Annotated in this window: 17 protein-coding genes; 12 read left to right on the top strand and 5 right to left on the bottom strand. The window is 44.3% G+C overall.

The window, feature by feature from the left end:
• Window positions 1–12: 12 nt before the first annotated feature.
• Complete coding sequence (locus EE116_RS09960) at window positions 13–495, bottom strand: hypothetical protein (protein ID WP_122874286.1); 483 nt, start codon at window positions 493–495, stop codon at window positions 13–15.
• Between the two features lie 137 nt (window positions 496–632).
• Between EE116_RS09960 and nhaD the strand changes: the two genes are divergently transcribed.
• The 12 genes from nhaD to EE116_RS09900 all read left to right on the top strand — a co-directional run bounded on the left by nhaD (window position 633) and on the right by EE116_RS09900 (window position 14,941).
• Complete coding sequence (nhaD, locus tag EE116_RS09955; protein WP_122874285.1) at window positions 633–2,024, top strand: sodium:proton antiporter NhaD; 1,392 nt, start codon at window positions 633–635, stop codon at window positions 2,022–2,024.
• 11 nt (window positions 2,025–2,035) lie between these two features.
• Entirely contained in the window at window positions 2,036–3,568 is a 1,533-nt protein-coding gene (gene guaA / locus EE116_RS09950) for a glutamine-hydrolyzing GMP synthase (RefSeq protein ID WP_122874284.1), read from the top strand.
• Window positions 3,569–3,635: 67 nt separating this feature from the next.
• Window positions 3,636–4,370, top strand: a complete 735-nt coding sequence (locus EE116_RS09945; RefSeq protein ID WP_122874283.1) for an HNH endonuclease signature motif containing protein — start codon at window positions 3,636–3,638, stop codon at window positions 4,368–4,370.
• 94 nt (window positions 4,371–4,464) lie between these two features.
• A complete protein-coding gene (locus tag EE116_RS09940) occupies window positions 4,465–5,109 on the top strand; it encodes a cupin domain-containing protein (protein WP_122874282.1) in 645 nt (214 codons plus the stop codon).
• Between the two features lie 38 nt (window positions 5,110–5,147).
• Window positions 5,148–6,368 (top strand): PIN domain-containing protein, encoded by a 1,221-nt coding sequence (locus tag EE116_RS09935; RefSeq protein ID WP_122874281.1) that lies wholly within the window; start codon window positions 5,148–5,150, stop codon window positions 6,366–6,368.
• 82 nt (window positions 6,369–6,450) lie between these two features.
• A complete protein-coding gene (locus EE116_RS09930; RefSeq protein ID WP_122874280.1) occupies window positions 6,451–7,083 on the top strand; it encodes a uroporphyrinogen-III synthase in 633 nt (210 codons plus the stop codon).
• A gap of 231 nt (window positions 7,084–7,314) precedes the next feature.
• The gene (purD, locus tag EE116_RS09925) at window positions 7,315–8,568 is read left to right on the top strand and encodes a phosphoribosylamine--glycine ligase (protein WP_122874279.1); all 1,254 of its coding nucleotides are present in this window, start codon (window positions 7,315–7,317) and stop codon (window positions 8,566–8,568) included.
• Window positions 8,565–9,014, top strand: a complete 450-nt coding sequence (locus tag EE116_RS09920; RefSeq protein WP_122874278.1) for an RDD family protein — start codon at window positions 8,565–8,567, stop codon at window positions 9,012–9,014. The genes purD and EE116_RS09920 overlap by 4 nt, the downstream gene beginning before the upstream one ends.
• 15 nt (window positions 9,015–9,029) lie before the next feature.
• Window positions 9,030–11,177 carry an LPS-assembly protein LptD gene (locus EE116_RS09915; protein WP_122874277.1) on the top strand — a complete coding sequence of 716 codons (2,148 nt, stop codon included), beginning with the start codon at window positions 9,030–9,032 and terminating at the stop codon, window positions 11,175–11,177.
• A complete protein-coding gene (locus EE116_RS09910) occupies window positions 11,177–11,887 on the top strand; it encodes a phosphoribosyltransferase family protein (RefSeq protein ID WP_206159249.1) in 711 nt (236 codons plus the stop codon). The genes EE116_RS09915 and EE116_RS09910 overlap by 1 nt, the downstream gene beginning before the upstream one ends.
• A complete protein-coding gene (locus EE116_RS09905) occupies window positions 11,872–14,070 on the top strand; it encodes a polyribonucleotide nucleotidyltransferase (RefSeq protein WP_122874276.1) in 2,199 nt (732 codons plus the stop codon). Before EE116_RS09910 ends, EE116_RS09905 begins: the two co-directional genes overlap by 16 nt.
• 16 nt (window positions 14,071–14,086) lie before the next feature.
• Complete coding sequence (locus tag EE116_RS09900) at window positions 14,087–14,941, top strand: universal stress protein (RefSeq protein WP_122874275.1); 855 nt, start codon at window positions 14,087–14,089, stop codon at window positions 14,939–14,941.
• A 1,305-nt stretch (window positions 14,942–16,246) separates the two neighbouring features.
• Here the strand turns inward: EE116_RS09900 and EE116_RS09895 are convergent.
• The 4 genes from EE116_RS09895 to EE116_RS09880 all read right to left on the bottom strand — a co-directional run bounded on the left by EE116_RS09895 (window position 16,247) and on the right by EE116_RS09880 (window position 21,050).
• Window positions 16,247–17,830, bottom strand: a complete 1,584-nt coding sequence (locus tag EE116_RS09895) for a coiled-coil domain-containing protein (protein ID WP_122874274.1) — start codon at window positions 17,828–17,830, stop codon at window positions 16,247–16,249.
• Between the two features lie 146 nt (window positions 17,831–17,976).
• A complete protein-coding gene (locus EE116_RS09890; RefSeq protein WP_122874273.1) occupies window positions 17,977–18,291 on the bottom strand; it encodes a hypothetical protein in 315 nt (104 codons plus the stop codon).
• Between the two features lie 65 nt (window positions 18,292–18,356).
• The gene (locus tag EE116_RS09885; RefSeq protein WP_163028053.1) at window positions 18,357–19,715 is read right to left on the bottom strand and encodes a hypothetical protein; all 1,359 of its coding nucleotides are present in this window, start codon (window positions 19,713–19,715) and stop codon (window positions 18,357–18,359) included.
• Window positions 19,716–19,823: 108 nt separating this feature from the next.
• On the bottom strand, window positions 19,824–21,050 hold the full coding sequence (locus EE116_RS09880; protein WP_122874271.1) for a tyrosine-type recombinase/integrase: 1,227 nt from the start codon (window positions 21,048–21,050) through the stop codon (window positions 19,824–19,826).
• Window positions 21,051–21,172: the final 122 nt, after the last annotated feature.

The raw sequence follows: 21,172 nt of genomic DNA, 5'->3' as shown, positions 1-21,172 counted from the left end.
ACCAAATTTGATTCATCGCGCCCCGCTTGATTCTTTAGCTAAATTTTGCTTTATGGCAAGGCGAATTTTTTCAAATCCTTCGAAAATCCGCTCGCTTTTGGCTAAATTTATAAACTCGCCTTTAGCAGGCTCGGCGTAGGTAAAAATTCGCTTTTTTTCGTATGGGTCGGTAGCTTTTTTAAATTTTAAATGCTTTGTCACAAAAAATTTAACGTCCGTTACGCGAGCGAGCCTACCGTCAAAATTTACGCTAGAATAGATTTTTAATAAGCCTTTTAACATTTTTATACTACTATCGCTTTTTAATTCCTGAAGTCCTAACGGATGAAACAGGGCAAAAAACAAAACGCCGTTTTTCTCGTAGCAAAAGGCGATGAGCCTGCGATGATTTAGGCTTAAAAGCTGTAAAAATTCTCCGCATTCGCTACGGTTTTTTAACTCTTTATAAAAAGGATTATCAACAATATGTCGAATAATAGTCTTAGCGTCTTTCATAAGGCGATTTTAGCATTTTTTTTGTTAATTTTTATAGCAGGCTGCGGCCACAAGGGCGATCCGTTCTACGAAGCGCCGTCTGAGCCCTCAAACAGCAAAACCGAAAAGATAAATAAACTATAAATCAAGGAGAGCAAATGAAGATCGTCGGACTTTTGAGTCTGTTTTTCGCTTTGGCCTTCGGTAGCGGCGACGCTGCGGGCGAGGCTTTAAATTTAACGACTACGTGGGTGGGTATCGCGAGCCTCATCATTTTCGTCGTGGGATATTTTTTCATCGCTACGGAGGAAAATTTTCACATCGATAAGGCTAAGCCGGCCATATTTATCGGCACTTTTATGTTCTTGCTTATCGGCTTTTATATGCTGGCAAACGGCCTAGATGTGCATTTGTTGCAAAATGAGGTAAATCACCTGATTTTAGAGATTTCGCAGATCGTATTTTTCCTCATGGTCGCGATGACCTATATCGAGGCGCTTATAGAGCGGGACGTGTTTAACGCGCTAAAATACAACCTCGTCTCAAAAGGCTACACGTATAAAAGACTCTTTTGGCTAACGGGCGTTTTGGCGTTTTTTATCAGCCCCGTCGCCGATAACCTAACTACGGCCCTTATCCTTTCTACCGTTCTTTTAACGATAGATAAGACCAATACGAATTTCCTAGTCGCAGGCGCGATAAACATCGTCGTCGCAGCAAATGCAGGTGGCGCATGGAGTCCGTTTGGCGATATCACGACGCTAATGGCGTGGGCTGCTGGCAAGGCTCCGTTTATCGACTTTTTCGCGCTTTTCCCAGCTTCTATTATCGGCTGGCTAGTTACGGCGTTTTTACTAGTACGCATCGTGCCTGCGGGTAGCCCGCATTTTGACCCTGCGACAGAGCCGAAGGTAAGCATCAAAAAAGGCGGCAAAGTCGTTATCGGTCTTGGCGCATTTACGATATTTTCGGCAGTTATGATGCACCAGCTCTTCCACCTACCTGCGATGTGGGGCATGATGTTTGGCTTCTCGCTTCTTAGCATCTACACATACATCTACAAAAAAACTAATAAAAACGAAGAGCCTATGCACGTCTTTCACTATATGTCAAAAATCGAAAACAACACGCTTTTCTTCTTCTTCGGTATCCTTGCCGCCGTCGGCGCGCTACACTTCGTCGGATTTTTGAACTACGCCGTTTCTCTTTATGATAAATTTGGCGCCACTGCCGTAAATATAGGCGTCGGCTTCCTATCCGCTATCGTGGATAACGTCCCTGTTATGTCCGCCGTGCTAAAAGCAAATCCTATGATGGGCGCGGATACGGGCGAAAATTTAAGCCAGTGGCTACTAGTTACCCTAACTGCCGGTATCGGCGGCTCGATGATTAGCTTCGGTTCTGCTGCCGGCGTTGGCGTCATGGGCAAACTAAAAGGCATCTATACCTTCGGCGCGCATATGAAATACGCTTGGACCGTGGTTGCCGGCTATATCGTATCGGTCGTGATCTGGTACATACAGTTTGAAATTTTCCATTTGTATTTTTAAAGGACGCGCTCATGAATAACACGATAATAGTTCTGGATTTTGGCTCGCAGTATACTCAGCTCATCGCTAGACGCTTGCGCGAGCAGGGCGTTTATACCGAGATTTTGCCTTTTAACGTCAAGGTCGATGAGATTAAAGCGAAAAAACCAAAAGGCATAATCCTAAGCGGCGGCCCTGCTAGCGTTTATGCTCCGGATGCGTATTTTTGCGACGAGGGCGTATTTAAGCTAAAGCTACCGATTTTAGGCATTTGCTACGGCATGCAGCTTTTGGCGCATAAATTCGGCGCAGAGGTCGCTCCGGCTTCTCACAAAGAGTACGGCAAGGCAAGCCTAAACGCCCTAAAATCCCATCCGCTCTTTACCGATACGCCTGAAAAGCAAATCGTCTGGATGAGCCACTCCGACCTCGTAAAAAACCTACCTAACGGCTTTGAGGCGATCGCGACTAGCGAAAATTCGCCTTACTGCGTATTTGGCGATGAAAAGCGCAAATTTTACGCGTTGCAGTTTCATCCAGAGGTACAGCACAGCGAGTTTGGTACTCAAATTTTAAAAAATTTCGCCAAATATATCTGCGGTTGCGAAAGCACGTGGAATATGGGTAGCTTTGCCAAAACCCAGATCGCTAAAATCAAAGAAACCGTGGGCAATAAAAAAGTCCTTTGCGCCGTTAGCGGAGGCGTGGATAGCTCTGTCACCGCCGCGCTTTTGGCTGCTGCGATACCGCAAAATTTGATCCTAGTTTTCGTCGATAACGGACTACTTAGAACGGGCGAGCGCGAGCAGGTTGAAGCGACTTTTAGGACAAAGCTTGGAGTCGAGCTAGTTAGCATAGACGCGAGTAAAACTTTTCTAGAAAGGCTCGCGGGTGTAACCGATCCAGAGAAAAAACGCAAGATAATCGGCGAAACTTTCATCGAAATTTTTGAAAAAGAGGCCAAAAAGCACGATAATGTCAAATTTTTAGCCCAAGGCACTCTTTATACGGATATCATCGAAAGCTCGGTTGTGGGATCTAGCAAGACAATCAAAAGCCACCACAACGTAGGCGGACTGCCTGATTGGATGAGCTTTGAGTTGATCGAGCCTCTAAGAGAAATTTTTAAAGACGAAGTGCGTCAGCTAGGACTTGAACTTGGCCTTTCGCGCGAGCTCGTGTTCCGTCATCCATTCCCGGGACCTGGTCTTGCGATCCGCATAATGGGTGAGGTAAATACTCCAAGCCTTGAGCTACTGCGCAAAGCCGACGTGATCCTGCGCGACGAGCTAAAATCAAGCGGCTGGTACAACAAAACGTGGCAAGCGTTTTGCGTACTGCTAAACGTGCACTCAGTGGGCGTCATGGGCGATAACCGCACCTACGAAAACGCCGTGTGCATACGCGTAGTGGACGCCAGCGACGGCATGACGGCCAGCTTCTCGCGCTTGCCGTACGACCTGCTAGAAAACGTCTCTCGCCGCATCATAAACGAAGTGGACGGCATTAACCGCGTAGTTTACGACATCTCGAGCAAACCGCCTGCAACGATAGAGTGGGAGTAGTAGCTTTTAAGCAATCTATAAATTTTATAGGTTGCTTTCTCCATATGGTTTAGTAGAAGGTATAGTCGTGAAAGAGAATAGTAAAATTTTATCTATCATAGCTTATTATTTGTCTGAATATGGCTCGAGAGCAGTTATTGATTTGGGGTTTAAGAATACGACTCAGGCTTTTGAAGAAATTTCTTTACACTTTGACCGAAATAAAAATTATATAAAGTTGAGAAGAGATGAATTTGATGCTTTGCCTGATAGTTCAAGTCACCGCAGAGGTTGGAAAAATAGACTACCAATAAAAGAAGTTGTTGATATCGCAGAGTATTTAAAGAGACTTTCTTATAGTGAATTAACTCAACTTGTAAAATCTTTTTTAAAACATGAAATAGATTCAGGGACAACCATTGCTAAGCAGTATGATATTTTATATGATTCTGAAACCGACATAGAAAACATTATAAATTTTCAAGATGATACCTCTGTAATTAAGTTAAAGGAGGGTGCAACGTCTGTAAGATTTTATAATAGGAATATAATAACTAGTCTAAAGCTTTTATATAAAGGTAAGTGTCAAATTTGCAATGAAGTACCATCTGATTTAGCTGATATTTCTGAGGCTCATCACATAGAATACTTTTCTGTGACACAAAACAATGATGCAAACAACATAATAATTCTATGTCCAAATCATCACAGATTAATACACAGATTGAATCCAAAATTTGATTATGAAACTTTAAGTTTTATATTTCCAAATGGAGCAGCAGAAAGTGTTGCATTAGATTTTCATTTAGGGCATTTAAAATGAGGATTGAAATTTTACCAAATAAAGATAATCCTTATCAATAAATCGTCCGAAAATTTTAGCTACAATGACGCGTAAATTTACGAAAGGAAGAAAAATGAGTAAAATTTACAATCTAAACGCCGACACGAAAGTTGTCGCAAAAAGCGTTGTTAGCAAGAGAATTTTTGATTGCGATAACGCTCACGTCGACGTGTTTGCCTTTGACACTGGCGAGGAGTTAGACCACGAGATGCTGTTTTGCGACAGCCTTGCGTGGGTCGTCGAGGGCGGCGCGAGCCTGCATTACGGCGAAAGACAAATGCGTCTAGGCGACGAGCAGGCTTGCCTGATAGAGAAAAAAGTTTGGCGAAAACTGGTTTTTAACGAACCGACGAAATACGTCTCAATCGATTTTAAGGAGGACTTAATGATAGATCATTTACCTAAGGCGGCTATTTTTAGCCTAGTAGATGCGGTCGAATACGAAGAAGGCAAAATCGTGAGCAAAACGCTCGTCAAAAACGAAAGCGGCTCGATGTCGCTACTGTCGTTTTCAAAAGACCAACAGCTCTCTACTCACGCGGCTCCGGGCGACGCTCTTTTGATTGCGCTTGACGGCGAGATGAAGCTAACCATCGGCGACGATCATTTTGATATCAAAAAGGGTGATACCATCGTGCTTCCGGGCAAAATCCCGCACGGACTAAAGATCCCGGAAAAATTTAAAATGTTACTCATCGTAACAAAAGATAAGATGTAGAGTTTTGGGGCGATTGCCCCGACTCCTTTAGGAAATATATGGCAAGATTTATAATAGACGACGAAAACATAAGCGTAGATAATCTAGCGACGCTAAAAAAGCTAGGACAAAAAGATAAAATTTACATCGTAACCAACAATAGGCAAAAGCTAAGCATCTCTGTTTTGGCGTGGTTTCTGGCGCGAAAAATCAAAATAAAAATCATACTTTTAGAAAGCGCTCACAAGGACTATGCCGATAAAATAATTACGTTTTTAATGGGCAAACTCTCGCACAAAAAAGACAAAATTTACATCGTCAGCAATGATAAATTTTACGACGACGTGATAGATTTTTTTAATAAACAAGATAAAAGCGGCGGTAAATTTCATAAGCTAAAATTTGACTTCAATCGCTCGCACACTGCGCAGCTCATCGAAGAAAATCAAGACGAAATCGCGATCTTGATACAAAATTCTGGCAGCCTCAGCGAGCTTCATATGAAATTTATCTCAAAATTCGGCAGCAAAAACGGCGCTGGCGTGTATAACGCGTTAAAAGAGGATGCGAGGAAAATTTACAAAAAACCTCAAATAGAAAACTCGCAAAAAGGCGAAGTAAAGCGTATCGCAGCGCCAAATTTCGCAAAATCTAGGCCGGTGACTCAAGGCGATGAGCAAAAACTTGACGAGCGAGAAAAATTAAAAACGGAGTCAAATTTAAGCGGCGAGGTTTTACACGCTCAAAGCGCTCAGACAAAAGAGCAAAATTTAGAAAATCGCTCGCAAATCGATCAAAATGTGGAGCCCAAAAAACCGCAGCCTTTAGATAGCGAAAACGACGCGGCGGCAAAAGAGGAGAAAAATTTACAAGAAGCCAAGGGCGTAGAGTCAAATTTAAGCGATGATCTGGGTCCCGCCGAGCATCCGAAAGACGCGGAGCAAAATTTGAGCGTCAAAGCTTCTAGCGAGGATCTTAAAGCGGATGAAAAAGGGCAAAATTTATCAAACAAGCGTCCGCCGCAAAAATCAAAGCAAGCTAACGCACCGCAAAACGAAGCAAAAAATAAAGCTGAAAATACGGCAAAATCGCAGCCCTCGCCCAAGATAGACGAGGTTAAAAAGCAAGAGATTAGAAAAATCGCGTTTGAGAGTAAAAATTTGGGCGATTTCCACAACGGACTGGTTAAAAAATACGGCGCAGACGAGGCTGGCAAGCTGTATAAAGCGCTAAAACAAAAGGCAAAAGAGTATCTAAGTAGGCGGGGCGTGGCGAAATAGAGTTTGCTTTTTGGCTACGGCTTTTAAAATTTGAGGATTTGCGGTAAAATTTGGTCGTAAAATCATAAATTTAAGGGCGAAAATGATCTATCTGGTCGGGTCAAATTTGGAATTTGATGGCGTAAAGACGCTGGTTTTAAACGAGATAAAATTTAATAAATTTAGCGTAAATTTAGCCGAATTTGACGCGCTGGTTTTGACCTCCAAAAACTCCGTAAACGCGCTAAAATTTAATCAAATTTCGCCAGATAATTTACAAATTTACTCCATCGGCGAAGGCACTAGCCGTGCGGCTATGGAGTTTGGTTTCGCTCAAATTTACACTGCAAAAAACGCTCACGGAAACGACTTTGCTGCCGAGATCGCACCACTTTTGCGGGGTAAAAAAACGCTATTTTTAAGAGCGCGAGAGACGGCTTCGAGCGTGAGCGAAATTTTGCGAGAGAACGGCATAAATTTGACGCAAATAATCGCTTACGAAAACGTTTTTAAACCGCTTGGCGAGGAGCAAAAACCGCCTAAAAATTCGGCGATTATTTTTACTGCCCCCTCGGCGGTACGAAATTTTACTCGAAATTTCGGCTGGGACGAGAGCTATAAAGCCGTTGCTATCGGGCTTACGACGGCAAAAGAGCTAGAAAATTTTACCTCGCCTGCAATAAGTGCCCAGCAAAATATAAATGCCTGCGTAAGCCTCGCAAAAACGCTACTTTAAGCTAAAATTTTATATAATAACCTTGCCTGAGTGATTTGGCAGCGTATTTTTACAGGGTCCAACACATTAGTATCGGCGAAGATGTGCGGAACTGTGTGACGTGGCTTCGTTTGAGCGTGCGAGCGCGAGAAGTTGCGACCTAAAGGAACCGCCTATTTGCAAGGTTGGCTTTGAATTTTCGGGCCACTTATATGCGCACCGCTCACTTGGGTTTTTATTTTTGGAGAAATTATGAAAATTTTGATAATCGGAAGCGGCGGGCGCGAGTACTCCATAGCCCTAAAACTTCAAGAATCCCGCAAACACGAGCTTTTCTTTGCTCCAGGCAACGGAGCCACCTCAAAACTCGGCACGAATCTAAACCCCAAAGACTATAATCAGCTCGCAGAATTTGCCGAGATGGAGCAAATAGAACTAACGATCGTCGGACCTGAAGCGCCGCTAAGCGACGGCGTAGTGGATATCTTTAAGGCGCGAAATTTAAATATTTTTGGACCGAGCAAGGCTGCGGCTAGGCTTGAGGGTAGCAAGGCGTTTATGAAGGATTTTTTGGCTAGAAACGCTATTCGAACGGCTGCTTATCTAAATACCGACGATTATGATGCTGCGGCTAAATTTATCGACTCTCTTGCCGCTCCGATCGTCGTTAAGGCCGACGGACTGTGCGCGGGCAAAGGTGTGATAATCGCGCAAAGCCGCGAGGAAGCAAAGACCGCCACTCGCGATATGCTAAGCGGAGAGAGCTTCGGCGAGGCGGGCAAACGCGTGGTCGTGGAGGAGTTTTTAGACGGATTTGAGCTTAGCTTTTTTACGATTTGCGACGGCGAAAATTTCGTTAGCTTGCCGGTAGCCCAAGACCATAAGCGCCTAAAAGATAACGACGAGGGCCCAAATACCGGCGGTATGGGCGCATACGCTCCTAGCCCGCTAGCAAGCCCCGAGCTAATAAAACAGGTCGAGGAAGAGGTCGTAAAACCGACTCTAAAAGGTATGAAAGCCGAGGGAAATCCTTTCTGCGGCGTGCTTTTCGTGGGGCTTATGGTGGTTAAGGGCGTGCCGTACGTGCTTGAGTTTAACGTGCGTTTCGGCGATCCTGAGTGCGAAGTGCTAATGCCGCTGATCGACGGCGATCTGGGCGAAATTTTACTAAACGCGGCAAAAGGCGATCTAAAACCCGTGAAGCTAAAAGACGAATTTGCCGTCGGGGTCGTGATGGCTAGTAAAAATTATCCTTTTTCAAGCTCGCCTAGGGCCAAGATCAGCGTAAAAAACGTGCCTGAAAACTCGCACATAGCATTTGCCGGCGTGAGTGAGCAGGGCGGCGAGATATATGCCGACGGCGGACGAGTGCTTGTGTGCGTGGGGCTTGGCAAAAGTATAAAACAAGCGCAACAAAAGGCCTATGAGCTTTGCGAAAATGTAGAATTTGACGGCGCGCAGTACCGAAAAGATATCGCCTGGCAAATACTAAAAGGGCGCGAATGAGCAGGAGCGTCATAGATAAGCTCGAAAACGAAAATATCACGCTCGCTAGCGTCGGCAAAAGAGCCGTCGCGTGGGGGATAGATAAATTTCTCATCTCGTTTTTGTTTTATGCCGTTTACTATGATAAATTTGACGGTCTAGACTACGAGCAGATCAGCGCGCTAGCCATGGAAATGATACCGCAGATAGTCTTGCTCGAGGTTATTTATCAGACGTTTTTTACGTGGTATTGTGGCGCTAGTATTGGCAAGGTCGCGATGAAGATCGTGTGCGTGGATATCGATCTGCTCGATAAGCCAGGCTTGCTAAATTCTCTCACTCGATCTTTGGTTCGCATCATCGGTGAAAACGCATTCTTCCTAGGTTTTGCATGGGCGTTTTCAAATCCATTATTTCAAACGTGGCAAGATAAGGCCGCGAAAACGGTAGTTATAAATGTTTACTAGAATTTTTTGTTATTAATGTTTGGGGCTTTTAGTTGCTTTGCGGCTCAAAATTTTGAGCTTTTGGCTGATGACGTAAAACGCGATAAGGGTATAGTTACCGCAGATAAAAACGTGCTTGTGTATTCGCAAGATTATTTGATGAGCGCAGACAGAGCTGTTTACGATCAGCAAAAAGAGATCTTGGAGCTTTTTGGTAACGTAAATTTGATAAGAAACAAGGACGAAATCTCGCGCTGCTCATACGCAAAGATCGACCTAAATAGTAAAGATAGTAGCTACGAAACGCTATTTATGATGAACCGCGACATGGAAGTCTGGATGCAAAGCGACGAGAGCAATAGTACGTCTAAATTTTATGAGGTAAACGGCGCGGTCGTATCGAGCTGCAACGTCCAAGATCCGGACTGGAAGATCAAATTTAGCAGCGGCAAGCTAAACCGCGAGAGTAAATTTTTACACCTTTTTAATCCCGTGTTTTACGTAGGAAACGTCCCTGTGTTTTATCTGCCGTATTTTGGCTTTTCTACAGACACTCGCAGACGCACAGGCCTTTTACCGCCTGAGTTTGGTTACGGCAAAAACGACGGATTTTACTACAAACAACCGATCTATATCGCCGAATACGACAGCTGGGACTTGCAGTTTGATCCGCAAATTCGCACTAGACGCGGTACGGGCATCTACGGCACGTTTAGATTTGCCGATTCGCCTTATTCTAAGGGTTCGGTGACACTTGGAGCATTTAGAGATACCGAGGGATACCGCCAAAGACAGATCGAGAAAAACTCGCTAAGACTCCCGTTAAAAAATAAAACGCATAAGGGCGCTGACGTAAAATATGAGCGCGATAGGCTCGTTAAACATCTGATAAACGAGGATTTGCAGGAGGGCTTGTGGCTCGATGCGACGGCTCTAAACGATATCGACTATATAAATTTGAAAAAACGAGGCTCGGGCAGCGACGACAATCCCCTCGTAACCTCAAAACTAAACTATTTCTTAAGCAGCGACAAGCATTACTTCGGCGCATACGCGAGGTATTACACGGATACGTCAAAGATCGGTAGTCCGAACGAAAATAAAGACACACTTCAAGAGTACCCGAGCTTTCAATATCATAAATTTACCGATAGCTTTATCTTGCCGAATGTGCTTTACTCTGTCGATCTCCACTCGCACAACTACACGAGAAAAATCGGCGTAAAGGCGACGCAGTACGAATTTAACCTACCGGTTTCATTTCACCTACCTTTAGCGGACGATTATCTGAAATTCTCGTATTATCACTATTTATACGCTACCCACGTGGACTATGCAAAGAAAATGTACCGTCCGACCGGAGACGAGGATAGGAGCGCAAACTACATAGAAAATTATCATAAATTTTCGCTCCAGACCGACTTAGCTAAGGCTTACGAGAGCTTCTATCATAGTTTAAATTTGGGCGTGGATTACGTAGTTAAAGCTTATAATGAAGGTGACCTGCCAGATAGATATGAGACAGCCGAAGACGATGGCAACGTATACGTCTACGACATGCTTGGACGAAAATATCAGAGCTTTATCAATCCTCAGCACACTAGAGACGAGGTTTCGGCTAGAGCGACGCAGTATTTCTTTAACAAAGACGGAAGAAAATTTTTGCGCCATACGATTTCGCAGGGTTATTACACCAAAGAGAACAAGCGCTCAAATTTGAAAAACATCATCGGCTGGTATCCGTTACCGAATTTGTCTTTTTATAACAGGCTTGAGTACTCTTATGACAATAAATACTTTGAAAAAGTTCAAAGCGGCGCGAGCTGTACGCATGATAAATTCGGCGCTAGCCTCTGGCACACAATGCAAAGAAAAAATGCGCAGGAAAAGCAAAACTATCTGCACCTAAACGGCTACGTCGAGCTTCCGCATAACTATAGGCTATTTAGCGGTACTCAGTATGACCTTGAGCGCGACTATAACAAGCAGTGGCAGCTAGGCGTCTCTCACCGCAGAAAGTGCTGGAACTACACGTTTGTCTACGAAGAGGAGCTTGAACCGACTACGACTACCAGCGGAACGGCCGCCAAAAAATCAAGAGGTGTTTACTTCTTTATAAATTTCTATCCGATGGGCGGCGTGCATTACGACTTTTCGGTAGGACAGACGACGCAAGGTAGCTGATGAGCGATTACCGGGATCTTATGTTTGAAAACCAGCTCGAAGCAGCCGAAAAGTTGCTCGAAATTTTGCCCAAGAAGGAGTTGGTTGCAGGCGAATATCTGATAATATGTAGCTCTATAGACTCTGTTATCATGGTCGATAGCGTGGCTCGCGGGCTAAATTTGAGCTATGAGATGTTGTTTTGCGAACGTATTCTTGCGCCGAATAACCCAGAGTGTGAGATCGCGATGGTTAGCGAAAAGGATGATGTGGTGCTAAACGATGAGCTGATTAAGAGCTTTGGTATTAGTTACGATTTCGTTTATGGCGAGGCGGATCGCAAATATGACGAAAAAATCCTAAAAAACGTATATAAATTTAGAAAAGGAAATTTAATCGGCGATCTAAAGGATAGAAATATCCTGCTCGTCGATGAGGGCTGCGAGACGGGTCTTACAGCGCTAACCTGCCTAAAAACGCTCATGCGCGAGCGAGTAAAATCAGTCACCTACGCCACGCCGCTCATCGCTACCGACGTCGCCGCAGCTATCGCGCCGCTGGTGGATGAAATTTACGCCGTGCATAAGATCGCAAATTTTATCGAAGTGGATTTTTACTACGAAAACAAAATCGAACCAAAACCCGAAACCGTGCTTTCCATATTAGAGGAGAGTCCGTTTTATATACCATTACAAAAACAAGGAGATATCAGGACATGCAGTATTCAATAGAAGTCAATAATCAAGTCGAAATTTACGATATAAACAAGGTCGCCAAGCAAGCTAGCGGCGCGGTGCTTTTGCGCGTAAAAAATACCGTCGTTTTGGCCACCGTCGCTCGCGAGGATACGCAAGTTACCGAGGATTTTTTACCGCTAACAGTGCAATACATCGAAAAAACGTACGCAGCGGGTAGAATTCCCGGCGGCTACGTAAAAAGAGAAACCAAGCCGGGGGATTTTGAGACGCTAACTTCGCGTATCATCGACCGTTCGCTTCGTCCGCTCTTTCCAAAAGGCTACGCCTATCCGACGCAAATCGTCGTGATGGTGCTATCCTGCGACCCCGAGGTTGATCTGCAAGTCGTCGCTCTAAACGCTGCTTCAGTCGCGCTTTATCTTAGTGACATCCCGGTAAATGCGCCTGTTTGCGGCGTACGCGTGGGATATATAGATAACAAATTCGTGATAAACCCTAGCAACTCCGAGCTAAAAACTTCCGCACTCGATCTTTACGTAGCAGGCGTTAAAGATGAGCTTTTGATGATCGAGATGAGAAGTATCGCTACCGAAAAAGACGAGATAGTGCCTATCGCGCTAGATCCTATGATGGATCCAAATTTAGGCGGCGGCATGATAGCGATGCAGGACATGAACGAATTTAGCGAAGATCTCATCGTGGAGGCGATCGCAGAAGCTGGCAAAGCAATACTTCGCGCCTCAAACGCTTATGAAGAGGCATTTAGCCAGCATAAAAAAGAAGACGCACAGCTCGAGTTAAAACCCGAGATTGAAAACGAGAGTGTCGCGGTTTATCTAAACGAATTTTATAAAAACGACGTCAAGGCTGCGATAAATCAGATGGCTAAAAGCGAGCGCGCCAGTGAGCTAACAAAGATCGCTAAACAAATTTTGACCGACGAAGTAGCGCAAAAAGAGGGCTGGGGGGAGGAGGTCGTCTCTAACGTCCTAGCTAAATTTAAGAAAAAAATCGTCCGCGAGCAGATCATAAACGAGGGCATACGCGCCGACGGCAGGGGACTTAAAGAGGTCCGCCCGATCAGCATCGAGACGAATATCCTGCCAAATGCTCACGGCAGCTGCCTCTTTACCCGCGGCCAGACGCAAGCTCTCGTGGTGGCAACTTTAGGCACCGACGGCGATGCGCAGATGTATGATATGCTAACGGAAAAAGGCGCCGTGACGGATAAATTTATGTTTAACTATAACTTCCCGGGCTTTAGTGTCGGCGAGGCCAGCCCGTTAAAGGCTCCGGGTAGACGCGAGTTGGGCCACGGCAATCTCGCTAAACGCGCGCTTGCGCCTAGCATCGACGCAAATTCGCCTTATACCATTAGACTCGTGTCCGAAATTTTAGAAAGTAACGGCTCAAGCTCGATGGCTAGCGTTTGCGGCGGTTCTTTGGCACTGAGGGCTGCGGGCGTCGATACACCAAAACTAGTCGCGGGCGTTGCGATGGGACTGATTTTTGAGGGCGAAAAACACGCCGTGCTAACCGATATCATGGGACTAGAGGATCACGACGGCGACATGGACTTTAAGGTCGCAGGTAGCAAAGACGGCATAACCGCGCTTCAGATGGATATAAAGCTAGGCGGTATTAGCCTTGACGTGCTAAAAGAGGCGCTTTTGCAGGCGCGCGAGGGCAGGCTGCATATATTAAATTTGATGGAAAAAGCAAACAAAAACATCTCTGTAAACGAAGATATACTCCCTAAACTAGAGCTTTTTAGCGTAGACCCGGGCAAGATCGTTGACATCATCGGACAGGCTGGCAAAACGATAAAAGAGATCATCGAAAAATTTGACGTCGCTATCGATCTAGATCGCGAAAAAGGCGAGGTAAAGATCGCCGGCGCGCAAAAATCAAGCGTCGATGCAGCAAAAGACTATATCATCCAAATCGTCTCAAAAGACGGCGGCAAGGGCTTTGGCGGTAAAAGAGGCGGCAGAGACGGCAAGCCTCACAAGACGCCTGAGTTTAATATCGGAGACGAATTTGAGGGCGAGGTAAAAAGTGTAGTAGAATTTGGCGCCTTTATCGGGCTTCCTGGCGGCGTGGACGGACTTTTGCATATCTCAAAAATCAAAACGCCTCTAAAAGCCGGCGATAAAGTTAAGGTAAAAATCAGCGAGCAAAAAGGGCACAAAATCTCCCTTTCTCTAGCGCAATAAATTTAAAGGAGAAACGATGCAGTATAAAAAAATATTTTTCCCAATCGGCGCGGGCGACGACGTAAAAGAGCGTATCAGAGGGGCTTTGCTGGTCGCTAAGCATTTTAACAGTCACATCGAGATTTTGGCTTGCCAGCTGGATCCCGGCGTCGTTTATAATATGAAAATGACGCTTAGGGGCGGAGTTCTTTACGATGAGTTTTTGAAGGCGGCGAAGGCTGAGCTTGGCGTCGAACACGAGCGTAACGAGACTATTTTTCACAAACTTTGCGAAGAGCTTGACGTGCAGGTCAGCGACGAGCCGATCGAAGGCAAGACGACGGCTAAATTTGTCACCAAAAGTGGTAAACGAAGTGTGGTGGTCGAGCAGGAGTCTAAATTTTGCGATATGGTAGTTGCCGCAGTACCGCTTGACGGTAAGATTACTGGTACGTTTGAGGCGGCGGTGCTAAAAAGCGGCAAAACGGCTATCACGATACCAAGGCGCATAACGAGCTTTAAGGCCGACAATATCCTAGTTAGCTGGAACGGCTCGACGCAAAACTCTCGCGCCGTGAGCAGCTCGATCGAGCTGCTAAAAAAAGCTAAAAAAGTGCATTGTATCACTTGCATGCCGCATTCTGGCGATGGTAGCGCAGAGGAAAATCTAAAAAAACTAGAAGAGTACCTAAAACTGCACGACATACAGGCGACTTACGAGGTCGTGAGCACGACTTCGGTACCGGGCGAGGCGTTGCTGCGAAGCGCTAAAGAGGGCGGATTTGACCTGATCGTGGCGGGCAGATACGGCGAAAACGGCTTTTTAGAGATATTTTTGAGCGGCACTTCGAGATATTTCCTTAAAAATACGACGATACCGGTATTTATGTAAAACAAAATTCGGAGTCGAATTTTTAAATTTGACGTTTGGCTCCAATACAAATTTAAGCGACCGGCTTCTTATAGGAGTTCGGTCGCTTTTTTATTTTAGAATTGACTCCAGGCTCTTGCCGATTAAGTTTGAGATTTTCCTTTTCTCATGTTTTTCTATTATTGTAAATTTAGATATAAATTATAGCGGATTAAATTTGTCTTACAGAGCTGTTACTTTTGACGATTTTTAAAATTTAAATTGTTTATTTGATTCTTTGCGGTTATTTAAATTTGCAAACCGCTTTGTAAATTTGATCGTATAAAGAATTGTGGCGACCACTAAAACAATCCAATAGACTTTTAAGCCCTTTGATATATGATGATAATCGTAAGAACATTTGTGTATATCGACTTAATTTTTGCACGGTTACATTTTAGGCTAGCAGATCATTGATGGTTTTAAGAGTTTTTCTTGAGAGTTAATAAGAATTATGGTGCGACCTGCGTGTCTGCAATTTAGAGAAAAAAGCCCAAAAAATCGAGGCTTTCGCAAAAATAGGAAGTGAAAAAACCGACTTCCTAGGTTTTTAAGGTTTTTAAAGAAAACGTAGCGTTTTTTTGAAAGTTTAACTCGAAACTTAAGAGGATTTGGACTATTTTTGATTAGATAGTAAATCAAAAATAAACCATTTAAGGATTGAACCTTAAGCAGATAGTTAATTCTCTCTTAGCCCGCCTGTTCTGATTGACATGTTAGCATTTTTTTCCCTGCTTGTCAAATTACCCATTATTTCCCACTACTTCGGTCAAGCGGAACGGATTTTTGAGAGTGGCGAGAAAATCCGAGGAGCGTAAATAAATACAATTTTTATGGCATAAGCAACAAAAGACGGCACGGGCGGGCGCTTTGGCACTCGAAACTCGTGCCCCGTCTCGTAAGCTGTGCCGCAACACCCTAAAGGGATATTGCGTCAGAGCAACGAGCCGACGCTCTGCATTTTCGCTTTTATCGCTAAAATTGTAGCGAGCCGTTTCGGGCAGTCAAGGGTCGAGATAAACGGATTTTACGGGCTCGCTTTGCTTGCCACGTAAAAGTCCGCCCTTGACTAAACCCGAAGCCGTTCGCATCCATCGCGAAGCTAGACAAAAACAAAAAACAGCCGCCACCGTGCCTTTTGTATTGCTCTGCTTTTGCCTTGAAGTTGTTTTTTAATTGGACGCTTTTATAGATTTTTGGTTTTTGCCTAAATTTATATTATTACTATTAAGAAACGACAAAAAAGGCGAGCAAAGCCCCTATTTATCGAGGGGCAAAGAGATTTTTTTATTTGAAATCAAGATCGTTTTTTGGAGCATGAATAGCGGGGATGTAGCTCAATAAACCACTTTTAATACCCTCGAAGTTGGCAGGAGGATACTCTCCTGAAATAATACTATCAAGCCCAAGCAAGAGAGAGTGACCTTTTGGCTCAATACAGAGCTTTTTACTATTAATCAATTCAGACAATAGCGTAGCTTGACCGAGGTAAAAGTGATCGTTAGCGGCAACACCAAAACCCTCTTGATCCGATTTTTTAAAAGCCTCGATTTCGATATCTTTTTGTTTAACAAGGTCAGTAGCAGCTTTTAGCGTCTTTTGAAGGGCTTTATTTTGTTTTTGTAGCTGATCGACCGTATCGACTAGCCCCATTTTTTCCCGTTTTAACACAGAGACATCGACATCCATTTTGCTAGCAGTAGCCCCAAGAAAACCGCCCAAGGTTTTATTTTCGCGTAGAGCCGCTAATTGCGCCTTCGTGCTAATTTCTTTTTTAACGGCAAGTTCATGTATGAACGTCTGTGCTTTTTCTAGAGTTTTATTCGCGGCATTATAGCGAGCTACGGATCCCAAAACATAAGCAGATACGCTTTCCTTAGAATAACCGCCAAAGGTTACAGGTTTTAAGATTGCCTCATTGTTTAAAGTCTGTTCGGCAATTTCTTTAATCTTTGAGTGTTTCATAAGCTCCCTAATCTTATCCTCGAAAGATTTTTTAAAATCCTCAATGTTACTGATATCAGGCGCTTTTTTAAGTTCAGCAAGCTCGTCTTTAAGTCGCTTGTTTTCGGCTTCAAGCACAGAATAATCCTCGCGCTTACCCCCTTGTGCCTGCAAGTCAGCGCGGGCTTGCTTGTTCGCGGTCTTGAGTTGTTCCTCTAGCTCTTTTATTTGCTTTTTGGCGCCTTTGAGCTCATTTTTTACGGCTTCAAGTTTGACTTGCAAAGGCTCCTGCAAGCTCATTGCTTGCCGATATTGTCGAGGGGTTAAGTGAGTCCGGTTCGTTATTTTCTTGCTTATACCCCGCTCCATTCCGAGAGCTTGAGCAATTTCCGTTTGAATTTGGCTAACAAGGTTGGGTTTTCCAAAGTTTCGCCGATGTAGCGAATTTCCATTCTCGTCCAGCGAAAACATACCGACATGAAAATGATCGTTGTTGATAAAAGGCCTTTGGTCGCCAGACGAGAGCCCTAACTCATCCATCTCATCGTCGGTGGCTAGATGACCCTCATCACGATGCCGAGTCCAAAAAACGGTTCGATAGCCGAGCCTTTTTTCTAAAATTTTAACTACCTTTTCGACATCCTCGCGAGTGTGAAAATCACGCAAATTCACCGTAGCTTCCCAATAGATAGATTCGGCATTGTAGCTAGGCGCTCTCCCCGTTCGCGCTCGATAGGCAGCGTCAGCTTCGTCTTTCATTTGCTTAGCCCTAGCCCGAGCTTCCGCAAAGGTGCAAGAATATTCATTATCCTTTGTCCTTTCGCCTTGAACGTTTGAGGCTTGAAAGCCCTGTCTAAAATCGTGCCAATATGCAAACTCCGATTTCATAGGGTCGATCCGAAAACAAGATTTAGCATTATTGTCCATAGATTTTCCTTAATATGGTATCATTGCATTTATATTTTTTAGGGGTCTTGCACCCCTAAAAAAACGAGCGTCGCTTTATGCGATTAGTGAGCTCACTAATCAGCTACGGCATAAAGCCTTAGCTGAAAGTTCGCCCGCAAGGGGGTTTACGCGGTGGTAGAGTTCGCAAGCTCGAACTTTTTAGCAAGCGCCTCAACTTCAGCGCGTTCCTCTTCGATTTTCGCCACAGCTTTTTTGGCGTTCTCCAAGGCGTTTTTCGCCTTAGCCTCGCGTTTGTCAATGCCTTTTATTTTCAGAACAAGAGCATTTAGTTCTTTAACGAGCTTCCCTCGAGGACTTAGCTCTTTTTTATCCGTAACCTCAGCATGTTTTAGCGCGACTTGAGTCGCTTTTTGGTCTTGAGGTTGAACAGGTTTTTGGCTCTGCGGTTGAGCAACATTTGCGAGAAAATCGTTTGCCATTTAAGGCCTCCTTTTGCTTAATTTTAGATATAAAAACATGATAGATCAAAAGTAGTTAAAAATCGCTACACACTACAAAACTCGGGCGGAGCAGGTTCGGGGATAGGTCGAAAGAATTCATCGAGCCCACAAGTAGCAAGGAAAGCGATAGCATCAAAATCGGAAGCGTCGTCTTGTTTTTGAGCGCGAATAAGCGGGGAAACAAAAGCGAGCCAAGAGCGAATATTGTAGCGATTTTCTACGAGTTCACGATCGTATTCGGACAAGTCCTTTGGAGCAAAATCCAACATTCGCAGAGGGTCGCGACCGCATATTTTCTTTCCCGAAAAAAGCGTACGGCAAAGCACTACTAAATCGTTTTTGTTTCTACATCGCTTGCCCCAAAGTTTCAGGTTTTTAATCCGCGTTTCGGTAAGATAGACGTTTTTTAAATTAATATGATAACGTTCGATATTATCGCAGCACCAAAGAGTTACGTCGAGTTGCACGAGATCGTCATCGACTTTGGTTTTTAATTTGCAATGCGGGTCACGACCAAAGCAGCCTAAATTTGGTTGAGTGATAACAAATTTACTTACGGGGAAAGGTTCAGAGTCGTAGGGTTCGTTTTCGTTTTCGTCCTTTATACCAAGAATAAGTCGATCGTATCGGTTCACATCCTCGGCGACCCTTTCTCGTTTTGAGCGGCAATGGGCATACTTCCAGTATCGCCACAACTCGAAAAATAGATTCCCCAAAGCTAGCTCGGCGTTAGGATATTTTCGCCTTAATTTTGCGTTGCAAACGCTGTGAAGCTCTTTTGTATCTTGAACATCTTTCACCCTCGCCACGTTTCGGCGGACGAGCTTGTCCTTAATAGGATCGATTTCAGCGGTAGTTCGGGCTAAAAGTTTAGAGCAAAGAGCAGCAGAAAAATTGGTCTCTTTTTCGACCAACTCCCACTGCCATTTTTCATCCTTGAAAACATACATCGGGCTTAGCGTGTTCACTTGTACGGATTTAGAATCGTATAACCGCTTGCAGAGGGCTATCACGTGAGCAAGATCGCGCACAGGACAAAACAACATAGCGTGAATATGGGGAGAGCCGTTTCGGTGCCTCTCATAGACCCATGCTACCCAAAGAGGGATAGCCGAGAGAGTTTTTTTAACAAGCGAATAGAGCTCTTTTTTTAGGGCTTCGGCAAGCTCTTTATTATTTTTACGACCAGGCGTGCCGTTTTTCCAAACACCGGTATTGTCTGCCGTCAGAGTAAGCCCTATGCAAGAAAAGCCGAGGGAAAGGAAATCAGCAGAGATATCGAAGGTCGAAATTTCCAAAGCACGAGAATCAAGAGGCTGTTTTATCTCTTTGCTTAACAACTTTTGCCTTAAATGAAGCTCGCGAGGATTAAATTTATCGAGATCAGAGTGAAAATTATTCATTTACGCCCACTTCCCGAGATAAATTATTGAAAAATAAAGAAACATTGAATATAATTTGCTTGTTCTTATGGCAAAGAGCTAATTCTCTTTGCCCGCCTCTTTTGTTTCTCATAATTTCAATCCCCTATCTTTTAGATAATTAAACCACCAAGTCAAAACCCGACGCGTAGTCGCGATTGCTTTGGATTTGTTGTAGCGTTTCTCTACACCTTTTATTGCATGTGACAAAGTCCGAGACATATCATAGTCGCTAACGTCGCCTTCGTCTACTTCGTGAGCGAAGGTCGAGAGAATACTGCGGAACGAGTGAAATACGATACGACCCTTTGGATTTTCAGGCTCATAGTCTTTTAGAGCCTTTGATAATATCGCATCGGAGAGTGCCTTTTCCCCGCTTCGACCCATAAAAAAATACGTGCCGACGTCCATAGAATCTAGCCACTCGCCAAGCTCAAGCGGAAGGCCGAGATACATATCGCCGTTGCGCTTAACTTTCATCTCGTCTTTGGTAAAGGCGAAATAATAGCCGTTTTCGTCACGCACTAGGTTTTCCCGAGATAAAAAGCGAACATTTGCCGCCCGTAACGCCGTGCAGAGGCCGAGGACGAGGGCGTTGCGAACATCGTGCGACCCCGCATAATCGCAGCAATAGGCGATTAACGAGCGTAAATCATTGTCGGTTTCGACATACCCGAAGCCGTCACTCTCGGGCATGACGTAGATTTTAGAAAAATCAACGTCGGCTAAAGGGTTTTTGTTGATTTTTTGGCGGTTTTTTGCATAGCTAAAAACCATTTTCGCTTCGATGAGAAAGTCCTTCAAAGCAGCAAACTTTTCAGCATGATAAAGCTCGTCCGCGATAGCAAATATCGAATCGGCTTTTATACGGCTTATATCTTTGTCTTTTATAGGGGCGAATTTTTTATAGATTTTGAGTTTTTTTGCCATCGTTTGCGGCGCCCAGCGCTTAGAGCCGAAACTAAGATATGAGTCAAAAACCGTAGCCAGAGTAGCAAAAGCCTTTCCGTTAGGCGTAGCCCCTGCGTTCAACTCTTTAGCCATTTTTAGCGCGGTTTTGTAGCTGATATCTTTCGCGGAGCCTAAAAACTTAACGAGCTTGCCCTGTTCGCCGTAGTAGTAGTCCTTCTTGAGCTTGACTTTTTTACTCTTGCGGGCAGTCGTTTTTAGGATTTTGAGCCAAAGTCCGCATTCGTCGAGCTTTTGACGGCTTTCTTTTTTGCCAATAGGGAGAGTATACGACGAAATAGTTTCGTCAGGGTGAGCTTTAAAGCCGACAAAATCCGTAAGTTTGTCAAGTTGTGAGGTAAATCGCATGCGCGTCCTTTTTCTCTTAATTATAAGATTTCAGACGGGTAGCGCGAGTTTTCTAAAAAAATACTTCCTAACCGAGATAGGAAGTCATCAAGGAAGTTTTAGGAAAGCAATTCGATAAATTT

The organism is Campylobacter showae, from assembly GCF_900573985.1.
GTDB classification, from domain to species: domain Bacteria; phylum Campylobacterota; class Campylobacteria; order Campylobacterales; family Campylobacteraceae; genus Campylobacter_A; species Campylobacter_A showae_E.
The sequence above is the reverse complement of the archived record's forward strand: the minus strand, read 5'-3'. Positions and strand labels throughout refer to the sequence as shown.